Source organism: Granulicella sp. 5B5 (assembly GCF_014083945.1).
Classification (GTDB): domain Bacteria; phylum Acidobacteriota; class Terriglobia; order Terriglobales; family Acidobacteriaceae; genus Granulicella.
On the sequence record NZ_CP046444.1, the window covers coordinates 267,664 to 280,932 of the forward strand.

Below are 13,269 nucleotides of genomic sequence, written 5' to 3' on the forward strand. Positions count from 1 at the left end.
CCGTACCGTTCGGAGCCCCCAGACTACTCATGGCCGACTACATCTATCTGCTGCAAACACGCCTCAACGCAGCCCAGCTCTCCGCCCTCGATCACGTCCGTAACGCAGCTCGCGCCCGCGCCATGACCGTCTTTCTGGTCGGCGGCGCTGTCCGCGACCTCACCTCCGGCGCCCCCGTCCGCGATCTCGACATCGCCGTCCAGGGCAACGCCCTCAAGCTCAAAAAAGACATTGAGAAGGTCGGGGGCACCCTCATCGGCGAAAGCGAGCCCACACAGGCGCTCTTCTTCAACTTTCCCGGCGGCGTCCGGCTGGAGGTCGGCTCGACCCTCTCCGCCACCTACCCCAAGCCCGGCAAGCCCGTCTACAAGCCCGCCAACATCCTCGACGACCTCCGCCGCCGCGGCTTCACCGCCAACGCCATGGCCATCTCCCTCAACGACGGCTCCTTCGGCCTCCTGATGGACCCCCTCAACGGCATCGCCGACCTCGAGAACCGCGAGCTCCGCCTCGTCTCCAACTACGGCTTCATCGAGGACCCCAGCCTCCTCATCCGCGCTACCCGCTTCATGGCCCGCACCGGCTGGCAGATGGAAGAGAAGACCCGTCAGCGTTACGAGACCGCCAAGGCCGAAGACTACATCGCCGCCCTCAATCCCTTCGCCAAATCCTATGAGCTCGAAGAGATCTTCCACGAGGAAGACCCCCTCCGCGCCCTTCAGGCCCTCGAAGCCGAAGGCTGGATGAAGGTCCTCTTTCCGGCCTGGACCTCCAAGCACGTCAACGAAACCGAGCTCGAGCGACTCCGCGACACCGTCGGCCAGCTCGACCTCATGGGCATCCACCCTGACCCCTCGGCGGCCTTCTTCGGCCCGCTCACCGCCAAGCTCGCGCCCAAGGACGTCACCGCCCTCAAGCACGCCTTCGCCCGCCCCGGCTTCGTCGACCAGATCGCCGCCCTCGAGCCCGACACCAAGGCCTTCGCCACTCTCTTCACCGGCAAAGATGCCGCAGCCCCCTCAGCCACCTGGAAGCTCCTCTACGCCAGCGCCCCCGAACCTATCCTCTGGCTCGCCCACACCAGCAAAGCCGCGACCATCCAGAACAAGTTCAAGGCATTCTTCACCGACTGGCCCCAGGCCAAATCCAAGGTCCCCTATCAGCTCATGCAGGAGATGCGGATCACCCCCGACCTCCCCGGCTACAACGACCTGCTCGACAAGCTCTTCTTCGCCATCATGGACAACCTGCTCGACACCCCCGAAGCCGCCCGCGCCTTCCTCGAGCCCTACTCGCCGCCCGCGCCGCCGCCGCCGGTCAACCTCCGCCGCCGCGCCGTCAAGCGCGAGACCAAGCCCGCCAAGCGCTCCAAGAAGGCCGCGGCCGCAAAGATCGAAGAGGTCGATATCCTCGCCGAAGCCGCCGAGGCCAACGCTCTCCCACCAACCCCGCCGCCCGCGGCCGAAAAGATCGCTCCGGTAAAGGCCTCTACGAAAGCCCCTGCCAAGGCACCAGCAAAGGCAGCAAAGCCCGTCCCAGCCAAGGCGCCAGCAAAAGTAGCAGCCAAGGCTCCTGTAAAGGCCGCTCCGGCAAAGACCCCTATCAAAGCCGCCGCGAAGAAAGCCCCTGCGAAGCCCGCACCCAAAAAGGCGGCACCAAAACCAGCCGCAAAGAAGCCGGCTCCGAAACCCGTCGCAAAGAAGGCACCCGGCAAAACCGCCGTCAAGAAGGCTCCAGCCAGAACCCCCGCAAAGAAGGCTCCGGCAAAACCGGCTCCGACGAAGCCCGCCGCAAAGAAGCCCTCAAAGCCAACTCCAAAGCCCGCCGCGAAGAAGAAGTCACACCGCTAGAGCATTTCTCTCAAAGGTATATAGTTGTTCGCCTTTCAGCGCCAAAGGCGCGACATATATCAGCCTAGGCCGAAGGCCTAGGGAATCTGTTACAGAACTTGTCGTTACTAATCCTGCTAGATGAGCGCGTTAGCGATTTCCCGTGTTTTCAAGAGAAGTTATGCTTTGCCGGTGAGCAGAGATTCCGTGATGGTTTAGGAAAGTTCGTCCTCCGAATATTCGTAGCCCATCACGTTGTATTCCCTAGGAAGCGGACGCATTTCTCCAAGGATAGAGCTCCGATGTGCAGCGAGGATTCTCATGACGGTACGAAGCTGGTTTTCAACGTCTCCGCTTGCAGAAATCGGCGATACGAAGAAGCAGTCACCCCACTCATAGATTGTGCTGTCTTCCAGTCCTCGTGTCTTGATTGTGGCAAGTGTGGCCAAATTGCCGAATCTTGGATGGCTTTGTCCTCGCAACTGTTGAAGGAGCGTGGCCTTTGAAAGCCCAGCATCAAGGAGAATTACACTTGCCACGCTGTGTAGGGCGATCCCGCGCTCGATCGTGCGACGTATCGAAGACAAATGGCATTTTCCAGTCTTGCATTCTAGATAAAGAAGACTCATGTCCCCGAGGACTGACAAGACGTCGAAATCGCCGGACACTCCTCCATCCGAGTTACGAAGAACGTTGCTTACGGTAACCCCGAATGAAGAAGAGAACGCTTGAAAGTTTCTTATCAATAGCTCGCCGACGAACCATTCGAAAGTAGATGAATATCGTTGACGGTCTCTCACAAATCCATCCCTGGCTGCTAAATCGCGCACGGCGATTGACGTAGGAATATGGGCTGTGTCGGAAACCGTCATGAGGAGGTCAGCCCGAGACTCAGAGTTCTCAAAGATCGAGAACATCTGATCCAAATCTTGCTTGGTCCAATATTCAGCGCGTAGGAGCGTATCATCGGCGCTGCCCTCAGACGTTATCTGAAATCCACGTGCGCTGAGGATTCTCTCTACCGAGAATAGCTCTCGCAACCGTATTTGATGCGTGTTGATTTGTGACAGGCCAAGAATCACTCTCATCGTCATGATGATCGTATTCCATCCTGACCTGTTGTCACTTCACGACAAGCGGTCAATGCACTAATCGACCAACATGCGTTTAGCTCTCCGGCCATTAGTCCTGAGAAACGCTTTTCTCGCCACTTGACACCCCAGCTACAATAGAAGCAGGGAAGATTGCGCGGCGAAACCGGGCTCCCACTGGCTCAGACCACCACTTTTTTGACGATCCGCTCAGGTAACCACCCAGGATGGTTACGAGCCTAACCCCAATCGACTGCGGATCATACCGCTAAAACCGGGGAGGGGAGGGAAGCGCGGCTAATCCCGCCCGCGCTTCTTCACCTCGATGCTCAACCGCTTGATCTTCTGGTTCAGCGTCGAGAGCGGCACCCGGAAAAATTCCGCCGCCTCGGTCTGGTTCCAGTTGCACCGCTCCAGCCGGTCCGCGATGATCCGCCGTTCGATGTCTTCGATCACATCGAACAGGCTCGCATCCGGCCGCTGCTCCAGCAGGTTCGTCGAGTAGGTGTTCCCGCGAATCTGCGCCGGCAGCAGCTCCGGCGTAATCGCCGGTCCGTTTGCCAGCACCACACCGCGCTCCATGGCGTTCTCCAGCTCGCGCACGTTGCCCGGCCAGTCGTAGTCCATCATCACCCGCAGCGCCTCGGACGACAGCTCCAACGGCGTAAACCCATTCTCCTCGGCGTAGTACTTCAGGTAGTGGTGCGCTAGCAGAGGAATATCGCCCTTGCGATTGCGCAGCGGCGGCAGCTGCAGGCTGATCACGTTCAACCGGTAGAAGAGATCCTCACGGAACCGGCCCTCCTTCACCGCCTGCTCCAGGTTCACGTTCGTCGCGGCCACAATCCGCACATCCACCTGGATCTCCTGCGTCCCGCCCACGTGCATGAACCGCTTGTCCTGCAGCACACGCAGGATCTTCGCCTGCATGTCCATCTGCATGGTGCCGATCTCATCCAGGAACAGCGTGCCGCCATCAGCGACCTCGAAGAGTCCCTTCTTCGCCGCGACCGCCGAAGTGAACGCCCCGCGCTCATGCCCAAACAGCGTCGACTCCAGCAGCTCGCTCGGTACGGCTCCGGTGTTCACCGGGATAAACGGCTTGTCCCGCCGCGGCGAGTGCGCATGAATGGCCTTGGCGATCAGCTCCTTGCCCGTACCGCTCTCGCCCTGGATCAGCACCGTCGACCGGCTCGGCGCCACCTGTGCCACCAGGTCGAACAGCTGCAGCATCGGCTCGCTCTTGCCCACGATGTTCTCGAACGAAACGCGCTGCTTCAGCGTTCGCTTGAGCTGCACGACCTCCTGCTCGGCCTGGTTCTTCCCAATCGCCGATCGGATATCCACCAGCAGCTTCTCGTTGTCCCACGGCTTCTGTACAAAGTTCGACGCACCCGCACGAATCGCATCGACAACGTTGCCCACCGTGCCGTATGCCGTAATCAGGATCACCGGCATCTCCGGCACCAGCGCCTTGATCCTCGGCAGCAGATCGATCCCGCTCTCGCCCGGCAGCGCAAGGTCCAGCAGCATCAGGTCATACGCCGTGCGAGTCAGTTGGTCCAGCCCCTGGTTCCCGTCCACAGCCATGTCCACCTGGAACCCTTCCAGGGTCAGCAGGGTCTCCAGCGAGTCGCGTATCCCCGCCTCATCATCCACGATGAGGATGCGTTGGCCTCGCGAACCGCTTTGTGTACCGGTATCCAGAACCGTAGGCTCACTCATAACAGCATTAGACATGGACTATCTTTCCTTCTTCGCTAAGGTCGTTCTTCTCGGTTGGACGCGCTGCACTCGTTGACGTCCCGTTCACGCCATCTGCCACAGGCAATTCCAACCGAAAGGTCGTACCTTCCCCTACGTTGCTGGATACCTCAATGGTTCCCGAATGTTCCTGAATAATTCCGTACGTCACCGAAAGGCCAAGTCCCGTCCCCTTGCGCTGTCCTTCACGCGGATTGCTCTTCGTCGTAAAAAACGGGTCATAGATCTTCCGCATCGTCTCCGGACTCATGCCCGCGCCATCGTCCTGCACCTCAAGCAACACACGCCCGTCGTTACTTGCCGTGCGTATCCAGATGTGGCCATCACTCCGTTCCTGCAGCGCGTCCTTCGCATTCAATACCAGGTTCACCAGCACCTGTTGCAGCTTGCCGCGATTGCCCAACACCGCCGGCAACCGGTCGCTCAACTCCACTGCGACAGTTACCCCCGCACCGCGCATCTGGTGCTCCAGCAGCAGCACTGTATCGCGCACCATCGCGTTCACATCCACATGGTTGAACTCCACGCTTCCCATACGCGAAAAGTTCAGCAGACCATTCACAATCTCCGATGCCCGGAACGTCTGCTGTGTGATCTTCTCGATCACTGGCTGCAGCCGTGCATGGGTTGCCTCATCGGCGCGAAGCTGCTTGCCCAGCATCTGTGCATAGCTCGACACCACCGCCAGCGGAGTATTCACCTCATGCGCCACACCCGCGGCAAGCAGGCCAATCGAAGACAGCTTCTCCGCCTGCGTCAGTTGCGTCTCCATGCTCACGCGCTCGGAGATGTCATCCACAATCACAATCCGCCCCACCGCCTTGAATTCACGATTCAGCAGCGGAGCAACCGTGATGTTCGCCGTCCGCGCTTCACCCGCCGGCGTCTGTAGCCTGAACTTGTACAGCGTGCTCACACCCTGCTCACTGCGCAGTCGGTCGAACTCCTGCACAAACTCCATCGGCAGCACCTCGCGCATCGGCCGCCGCAGCGCCTCCTCACGAGGCGTCGCATACATCACTTCCATCTGCGCGTTCCAGCTCTCGATCCGGTCCTCCAGATCCACAGCGAACACACCGATGTTGATCGACTCCACGATGTTCTCGCTGAACTCACGCAGCCGCTCGAACTCCGTGATCTTCTGCTCCAACCGCCGGTATAGCTGTGCGTTCTGGATCGCGATCCCGATATACCCTGCCAGCGACTCCAGCAGTTGCATGTCCTCGCTCGAAAGGAAGTCTCCATCGCCCGTGCGCCCCAGCCCCAGCACTGCAAGCGTACTCCGGCCGCCGCCCTCATGCCTCGCCGCGCGGCACGGCACGTAGTAGTTCAAATCCAGCGCCGCCGACGTCTCACGCTGCGCATCCGGCAGCCGCAGCACCATCTGTGGAGTCTCAAAAAACAGGTGGCTATTGCTGTCTCTTCGATCGAAATCCAGGAACCCAAGATCGAGCGTGCCCGCTGCAGACAGCACCTGTGGGCTCAGTCCATGCGACGCCGCCAGCGAAAACCGTGTCCGCCTTCCCGCAACATCGTCCTCGGCAAGAAACACCGCCACGCGCGTAACGAGCAAAGTCTCCGGCAGTCGTTCCACAATCGAATGCACCAGCGCCTGCAGGTTCGTCTGCGCATTCAGCTCGCTGCCGAACTCCACTAGCGTCTCGCGGTAGTCGATCTCCTTGTGGTCGAAGAAGCGGTCTACCCAGCCCTGAATCATCCGTTTCAACGGATCGAACAGCAGCCCAGTCACAATCACCGCGGCCACCAGCCCCCACGTCCCAAGGCTCTTCATCCGCGTATGCACCAGCTCCGCAAACAACGCGATCACGCCGAAGTACAGCCCCACCAGCGCCCCTGTCGCCAGCGTATACGTCACACCGCGCTTGAAGATCAGGTCAACATCCATCAGGCGATAGCGCACGATCGCCCAGCTGAACGTAAGCGGCAGCAGGATCAGGCTCAGCACCGCGACCTTCGCCAGCGACTCCGGCGCGTTCATATTGAACACGAACGGCACGACGTACAGCGCGGTGAAGGGAAGCACCGTCAGCAGCGTCCCACGCGAGAGCCACTTCAGCTGCTGTCTCTGCAGTGGCTGCTCTTCGCTGTGATACCGCACCCAGAAGATCACAGCCGCCAGAACGTAATAACTCGCCAGGTACACATAGTCGATCTGATCCAGCCGGTGCTTCAACAGCTCGGTCGAAGACCAGTGCGTCATCCACAGCACCCGCAACCCCACCAGCACCGCGCCCGGCAGATACAGCAGCCCATACAGCGCTCTGCGCGCCCGCCCCGCGCGTTCAACCGTAAAGCTCAGCGCAAAATGCAAAAACAGCGCCGGTTGCAACGCCATCGCCAGCACATTCCCCGCGAGAATAGTGTCGTCCAGCCCATCCAGCATACCCGTGTACTGGAACGCATACAGGATGAACGACACCAGACAGAAAACATAAAAGTGCGTCGACTTCGGCGCCGTCCACCGCCGCAACAGCACATACAGCCCGATACACAGATACACCAGCGCAATCAGCCGCAGCACCTGATAATCGGTCCGGTCCGTCGGCACCAGGTAGACCGCCGCCGTAATGGCCCTGCTCATCTCCTTGCCATGCAGCATCGTCTTGCGCTGCAGCGCATAGGTGGCCGGCTGATACACGCCCGTCCGCTCGATCTCACGCTCTGCCGTTGCCAGCCGCGGTGTCGGCACATCATCGATCGCGGTCAGAATGTCGCCTGTCCGGATTCCCGCCTTCTCCGCAGGCGAATCGGGCGGCACCATGTACGCCCTCAGACCGCCATCGGCCTCCATCCACCGGGCCCCATCCGTTGGTTGGCTATACCCGCCCTCCTGCACGAAATTTGCAATCGCCAGCCCCATCGCGGCCAGTGTGAACACCGCGAGAATTAGTGCAAGCAGTCGAGTTTGCGATTCACTCTTCACGGAGATCTCGCTTCGTACAGCGGTCTGTTAAAGGTTTCCTACAGCAAGTTCGAGGCCAAAACGCATCTTCAAGAAATCACAGCAAACTCTCAGCACCTTCGCCTGATTTCGCACCATAAACATCTCATCCTGCAGGAAATCATATCTAAATATAATTATCAGTATGCTTTATATTCATACGCAACTTCATCCTCCGAGGTTCCATCCACCCTCTTTGGTTGCTTCATTGACTCAACTCCGCTCAGGTCTCCTATCCTACGCTTGACCAAATCCACCGCACAGCGTCTCATGGTCGAAGCATGTCCGATCCCCGGCGAGACCTCGCCTCTCCTGTCCCCCTTCGCCCATCTCTCACCATCTGCCGCTCCTATCAGCGTCGGCCCATGGTCTCTCCTTTGACGTCTCCGGCGGCCTGATCCGCGTGCCCTCGTACACCTCTAGAACCATCACAGTCGCCAACACTCGCCTTCAATACCTCGAGGTCGAGCCCGCTCACCCGTCCAGCGGCCCACCGCTGCTGCTGCTCCACCAGCTCCTCGCCACGGCCGAAACCCTCACCGAACTCATCGAGCGCCTCCCCACTGACCGCCGCATCGTCGCGCTCGATCTACTCTCCGCCGAATCTCTCTCTGGCCCGCTCGACATGCGCTCGCACTCACTGGCCCTCCTCGTCGCCCAGTTCGCCGAGAGCGTCGACCTCCTCGAGCCCATCGTCATCGGCCACTCCCACGGTGGAGCCCTCGCTCTCTGGCTCGCCACCATGCCGCAGGTCGGCGTCCGTGGCCTGGTTCTCCTGTCGCCGGCGCATCCCTTCGCCGGCTACCGTGCCCACGTCGTCGCCTTCTACCTCACCCGCTGGGGACGCTTTCTCGCCCTCCGCATCCCCCTCGCTCCCAGCCGCATGATCCTCTGGGCCTACAACCAGGCCGCCGGTACCGGTCGCATCACCCTCGACCACCTCAAGCCTCACCTCCGTGTTCTCCGTAACCGCAGCTCTCTCAAGCGTGTCCTCGAAATCCTCCGCACATGGGAGTCGGACATGACCGAACAACGCAACACGCTCAATCAAACGCCCATCCTCCAGCCCACCCTGCTGCTCTGGGGAGACCACGACTATGTTGCCCCCATCGAGTCGGCCACAGCCCTCAAGGAACACCTGCAGTCCTGGCAACAAGTCACCCTCCCCGGCGTAGGACACCTCCTTCCAGAAGAAGCCCCCGACGAATGCGCCAGCCTCATCACGACTTGGCTTTCCGGGCTCAATCCCGAAGAAACAGCGCCCCCAGGCAACCCGCCTAACCCCCAATAAATTCACATTCAGTCGCTAGAAATTAACGTAATATTCATAAGGGTTCGGTGCCCAGCATCGTGCCACGGAGAACAAACGCCAGCACTTCGGCCTTTGCTCTCCGTGAACGTCATCGTTCCCACAATTCAAACGTAAAGAAGTAGCCGCTATGCCAGAACGCCGCCATCTTCAACTCGATGGCCTGCACCTCTCGTACCTCGAAACGGGTACGGCCATAGAGGGGAGGCCGACACTCGTGCTGCTGCACGGCCTCATGGGCTCAGCGGCTACGTTCCTCCCGTTCATGAACGAGCTCGGCGATGAGCTCCACGTCATCGCGCTCGATCTCCCCGGCTCCGGTCTCTCTGAGCGCCGCCCCGATCTCTCCGCCGATCTCAAGTCCACTACCCTGAGTGTAGCCAGCTTCCTTGACGCCCTTCAGCTCCACAAGCCCATCATCCTCGGCCACTCCCACGGCGGAGCCATCGCTCTGCGCCTGGCAGCTAAGTTTCCGGATCGCCTCACCTCGCTCGCGCTCCTCGCCCCCGCGCACCCATTCTTCGTTGAGGCTAATCCGGTCGTCCGCTTCTATCTCTCGCTCCCCGGCCGTCTCTTTGCCCACACCATGCCCTGGTTTCCGCAGTGGATGCAGATGATCGGCCTCCGCCGCATGGCCGGCCCCCAAAGCTGGGACTCGCCCGAGCGCCTCCAACCCTACCGCGAGAACCTCCGCACCCCCGGCACCATCGCGCATCTGCTCAAGCTGCTCCGCACATGGAACGACGACATGGCCTCACTCGGCCGCCTGCTCCGCAAGCCGCTCTCCACACCTACGCTCGTCCTCTGGGGCAGCGCCGACCGCGCCGTACCCGTCTACACCGCCAGGGAGCTGTGCGCGCGTCTCAAGCAGCCTCAGTTCCATGTCCTCGAAGGCATCGGCCATCGCCCCGCCGAGGAGACCCCAGCTCTCGTCGCAGAACTCGTGCAGCAGCTTGTGCTCTCCGCCTCGACCGCGCGCAACTCGCGCCGCCGCACTCAGCCAGCTTTCAGCCCGAAGCTCTCTTCCACCCACGAGCGGATCGCGCCACTCATCACCTCCAGCTTCGAAGCCGGAGACTGATCCACTCCTGCAAAAAAGTGGTCCGCGCCCTCTACCCACACTATTTTCCGTGGCTGCGGCGCTGACACCAGCACCCCTTCCAGCGCGCCCATAGGCGCATAGGCGTCGTGGTCTCCGCATACAAACAGCTTCGGCACGCTCCCGCACGCGGGCAGAAACTCATACGTGTAATCCCGCCCTTCGGCGCGCACAGGCAGGCCCAGCCCCACCAGCCCCTTCACGCGAGCGTCCCCACAAGCCGCCCGCAACCCCACATTTGACCCAAACGAAAACCCCGCGAACAACAGCGGAAGCCTGAACTTCGCATCCATCCAGTCCAACGCCGCGCGCACATCGTCAATCTCGCCCGGCCCGCCGTCGTGTACACCTTCGCTCAGCCCCACGCCGCGAAAGTTGAACCGCAGCACCGGCATCCCAAAGCTCGCAAACGCCTTGGCCGCGTGATACACGACCTTGTTGTGCATCGTCCCACCACCCAGCGGATGCGGATGCGCCACCACCGCCGCATACAGCGCATCCTCGCGCCCTGTGTTCAGGATCGCCTCCAGCCGCCCCACCGGCCCAATCAAATCCTCTACCGCCACCACCTTCGACCTTCCATCACTCATCTCTTTAGCTTACCTCTGCGTACATCGCGTTTAAACATTGCGTACATTGCGTTCAAAGTCTTTGCCTTTGCCTCTACCGCAGCGACCTCAGTTATCCTTGCCCAAGATGCTCGATCCCATTCAGCTAACCCGCGACCTCGTCGACATCCAATCGACCACCTACCACGAGGCCCCGCCGGCGAGTTCCTCGCCACGACCCTCACCGCTCTCGGCTACACCATCCAGCGCCAGCCCGTCCCTCCGCCTGACCCCGCCACACCCGGCTCCGGTCCGGAGCACGGCAGCATGGCCCAGCGCTTCAACATCTACGCCATCCCCAACGAGCTCGCAGAGCAGGGAATCGTCCCCACTATCGTCTTCTCCACCCACATGGACACCGTGCCGCCCTTCCTCGGCCCCTGCCGCGAAGACGCCACCCACCTCCACGGCCGCGGCACCTGCGACGCCAAGGGCATCATCGCCGCCCAGATCGCCGCCGCCGAGCAGCTCCGCAAGCAGGGCATCCTTGTCGGCCTACTCTTCGTCGTCGGCGAAGAGCGCGACTCCGCCGGCGCCAAGATCGCCAACGAGCTCATCACCACATGGCCAGCCCGCCCACGCTTCCTCATCAACGGCGAGCCCACCGACAACCGCATCGCCATCGCCAGCAAGGGCGCACTCCGCGTCGAGCTCTACGCCCACGGCAAAGCCGCCCACTCCGCCTACCCGGAGTTAGGTTCATCGGCTATCGACAAGCTTCTCGCCGCCCTCCACGACATCCAGCAGCTCCCACTCCCCATCGTCGAAGGCATCGGAGACTCCACCCTCAACGTCGGCCTCATCCACGGCGGCCGCGCCCCCAACGTCATCGCCGACAAGGCAGAAGCCCACCTCCTCATCCGCCTCGTCGACGACGGCGAGTCAACCATGGCCGCCATCGTCGCAGCCGCCGCCAACCGTTGCGAGGTCAGGTTCACCCTCAAGCTCCCCTTCGTCCAGATGCGCTCTTTCCCCGGCTTCGAGACCATGGTCGCCAAGTTCACCACCGACATCCCCGCGCTCACCAACTGGGGCGAGCCCTTCCTGCTCGGCCCCGGCAGCATCCACGTCGCCCACACTCCCGACGAAAAGATCTCCAAGCAGGAGCTCCTCGACTGCGTCGATCTCTACGTCAAACTCGCCACCCAGCTCACACACTGACCGCGCACGCAGCTACACACTCTCGCATGAAAACCATCTTCGACCCGACGAGTGGAGCATCCTCATGTACAAACACATCGACCACCACCTGCGTCAGTTCAACGCCTAGCAGCAAGGCGGCGAAACCCACGCCGCCTCGCTGCCAGTTCACTTCGCCAGCACCGCCTGCCCGGAATGCAGCGCCACATGGTTCGTCCGGCCCAACAGCATCGCCAGCCGGTTCCGCAGCGGCTCCTTCGCAAAGTCCTCCGCAGAAACCGCCGTATGCCTTTCCAGCCACTGCGCCGGAGTCAGAGCCTCAAACGCTGCCGTCAGCTTCTCCGTCACATCAAACCACGCCTTCTTCAGCTCCTCCGCCGACACCGGGTCCGGCAGCTTGCGGTCCGGGTTCGCCACATACGCCTCATCCAGCTCCGGATGCAGCCGTTCGCCAATCTCCAGCCCCGTAAACAGCCGGTCATTGATGGCCGTCAGATGCCCAATCAGATACCGCACCCGATTGCGTCCCGGCGCCACCTGCTTATCCAGCCGCTCTTCGGTAGCGTCCGCAAGCGACGCGCTCACCCGTCCCGTCACCTGCTTCCAGCTCGCAATCACCGTCGCAATCAGCACTTCGTCCTGTGTCATCGAATCCTCTTCCTGGTTGGAAATCTTGGAACTTCATCACTTTGATGACCGTCGAACGATGTCGATGCACCCCAAACCGGGAATAATCTCCACACCGCTGAAGCGAGCTCACCCTCCCATCACGCCACTATGAGAAGATCACTGACAAAATGACCCGGCGCACACTCTTCACTCTCATCGCCGTCCTCTGCCTTGTTGTCGCGGGCACTGTCACTGGCCGCATGGCATGGTTCTACCTCTCCATCCCCTCCAGCAACACCGCGCTCACGCACTTTGACACCCTCATCGTCCTCGGCAACCCCTGCAACTCCGACGGCACCCCTGGCCCCGAGCAGCGCGAGCGCGTCCTCGAATCCGTCCGCCAGTACCAGCAGGGAATCGCGCCGCGCATCATCATGTCCGGCGGCGCAGCACACAATCAGTGGATCGAAGCCGACTCCATGAAGAAGCTCGCCGTCTCCCAGGGCGTCCCCGCAGACGCAATCCTCGAAGATACCAAGGCTCAGAACACCATCGACAACATCGTCAACAGCAGCGCCATCATGGTCACGCAGGGCTGGCACTCGGCCGAGGTCGTCAGCTCGCCTTCGCATCTCCCTCGCGCCGCGCTCATCCTCCAGCACTACACCACCATCGCCTGGCGAACCGACGCCTCCCGCTGGCCCCCCGAGTACCACTTCGCCGTCATCCTCGCCATCTACGCCAGCGAGATCAAGGACTGCTGGCAGATCCACACCAACGGCTTCGCCGCCAGACGCAGACCCGCCTACGCCCCCGCGCTTTCAACACAAACTAGGTAGACGCCTACCATAGTTTTTC

General features: G+C 61.3%; 10 protein-coding genes. 5 read left to right on the forward strand and 5 right to left on the reverse strand.

The features are described 5' to 3' along the window. The first annotated feature begins 29 nt into the window (after window positions 1-29). On the forward strand, window positions 30-1,850 hold the full coding sequence (locus GOB94_RS01095; RefSeq protein ID WP_182277121.1) for a CCA tRNA nucleotidyltransferase: 1,821 nt from the start codon (window positions 30-32) through the stop codon (window positions 1,848-1,850). 194 nt (window positions 1,851-2,044) lie between these two features. On the opposite strand, the gene GOB94_RS01100 is transcribed toward GOB94_RS01095, so the two are convergent. The 3 genes from GOB94_RS01100 to GOB94_RS01110 all read right to left on the reverse strand — a co-directional run bounded on the left by GOB94_RS01100 (window position 2,045) and on the right by GOB94_RS01110 (window position 7,583). Then, a complete protein-coding gene (locus tag GOB94_RS01100; protein ID WP_182277122.1) occupies window positions 2,045-2,923 on the reverse strand; it encodes a hypothetical protein in 879 nt (292 codons plus the stop codon). A gap of 294 nt (window positions 2,924-3,217) precedes the next feature. Continuing rightward, the gene (locus GOB94_RS01105) at window positions 3,218-4,660 is read right to left on the reverse strand and encodes a sigma-54 dependent transcriptional regulator (RefSeq protein WP_182277123.1); all 1,443 of its coding nucleotides are present in this window, start codon (window positions 4,658-4,660) and stop codon (window positions 3,218-3,220) included. Next, window positions 4,653-7,583 carry an ATP-binding protein gene (locus GOB94_RS01110; protein ID WP_346265635.1) on the reverse strand — a complete coding sequence of 977 codons (2,931 nt, stop codon included), beginning with the start codon at window positions 7,581-7,583 and terminating at the stop codon, window positions 4,653-4,655. The genes GOB94_RS01105 and GOB94_RS01110 overlap by 8 nt, the downstream gene beginning before the upstream one ends. A gap of 466 nt (window positions 7,584-8,049) precedes the next feature. Here GOB94_RS01110 and GOB94_RS01115 point away from each other — a divergent pair, with 466 nt between their 5' ends. Both GOB94_RS01115 and GOB94_RS01120 read left to right on the forward strand, forming a co-directional pair. Then, complete coding sequence (locus tag GOB94_RS01115; RefSeq protein WP_182277125.1) at window positions 8,050-8,937, forward strand: alpha/beta hydrolase; 888 nt, start codon at window positions 8,050-8,052, stop codon at window positions 8,935-8,937. Window positions 8,938-9,085: 148 nt separating this feature from the next. Next, the gene (locus GOB94_RS01120; protein WP_182277126.1) at window positions 9,086-10,036 is read left to right on the forward strand and encodes an alpha/beta hydrolase; all 951 of its coding nucleotides are present in this window, start codon (window positions 9,086-9,088) and stop codon (window positions 10,034-10,036) included. Here the strand turns inward: GOB94_RS01120 and GOB94_RS01125 are convergent. Beyond that, a complete protein-coding gene (locus GOB94_RS01125; RefSeq protein ID WP_182277127.1) occupies window positions 9,952-10,644 on the reverse strand; it encodes an alpha/beta family hydrolase in 693 nt (230 codons plus the stop codon). The two genes, GOB94_RS01120 and GOB94_RS01125, sit on opposite strands and share 85 nt — an antisense overlap. A 285-nt stretch (window positions 10,645-10,929) precedes the next feature. On the opposite strand from GOB94_RS01125, the gene GOB94_RS01130 reads away from it, so the two are divergent. Beyond that, window positions 10,930-11,823, forward strand: coding sequence for a M20/M25/M40 family metallo-hydrolase (locus tag GOB94_RS01130; RefSeq protein ID WP_346265636.1), 894 nt, complete (start codon window positions 10,930-10,932; stop codon window positions 11,821-11,823). Window positions 11,824-11,970: 147 nt separating this feature from the next. Here the strand turns inward: GOB94_RS01130 and GOB94_RS01135 are convergent, their stop codons facing one another. After that, window positions 11,971-12,450, reverse strand: a complete 480-nt coding sequence (locus GOB94_RS01135) for a DinB family protein (protein WP_182277128.1) — start codon at window positions 12,448-12,450, stop codon at window positions 11,971-11,973. A 149-nt stretch (window positions 12,451-12,599) separates the two neighbouring features. On the opposite strand from GOB94_RS01135, the gene GOB94_RS01140 reads away from it, so the two are divergent. Continuing rightward, complete coding sequence (locus GOB94_RS01140; protein ID WP_255484134.1) at window positions 12,600-13,250, forward strand: YdcF family protein; 651 nt, start codon at window positions 12,600-12,602, stop codon at window positions 13,248-13,250. Window positions 13,251-13,269 lie beyond the last annotated feature (19 nt).

Bases quoted from the DNA above. Each gene is read 5' to 3' on its own strand.
- GOB94_RS01095 (WP_182277121.1), top strand. From the start codon at position 30: ATGGCCGACTACATCTATCTGCTGCAAACACGCCTCAACGCAGCCCAG.
- GOB94_RS01100 (WP_182277122.1), bottom strand. From the start codon at position 2,923: ATGACGATGAGAGTGATTCTTGGCCTGTCACAAATCAACACGCATCAA.
- GOB94_RS01135 (WP_182277128.1), bottom strand. From the start codon at position 12,450: ATGACACAGGACGAAGTGCTGATTGCGACGGTGATTGCGAGCTGGAAG.
- GOB94_RS01125 (WP_182277127.1), bottom strand. From the start codon at position 10,644: ATGAGTGATGGAAGGTCGAAGGTGGTGGCGGTAGAGGATTTGATTGGG.
- GOB94_RS01130 (WP_346265636.1), top strand. From the start codon at position 10,930: ATGGCCCAGCGCTTCAACATCTACGCCATCCCCAACGAGCTCGCAGAG.
- GOB94_RS01105 (WP_182277123.1), bottom strand. From the start codon at position 4,660: ATGTCTAATGCTGTTATGAGTGAGCCTACGGTTCTGGATACCGGTACA.
- GOB94_RS01120 (WP_182277126.1), top strand. From the start codon at position 9,086: ATGCCAGAACGCCGCCATCTTCAACTCGATGGCCTGCACCTCTCGTAC.
- GOB94_RS01140 (WP_255484134.1), top strand. From the start codon at position 12,600: ATGACCCGGCGCACACTCTTCACTCTCATCGCCGTCCTCTGCCTTGTT.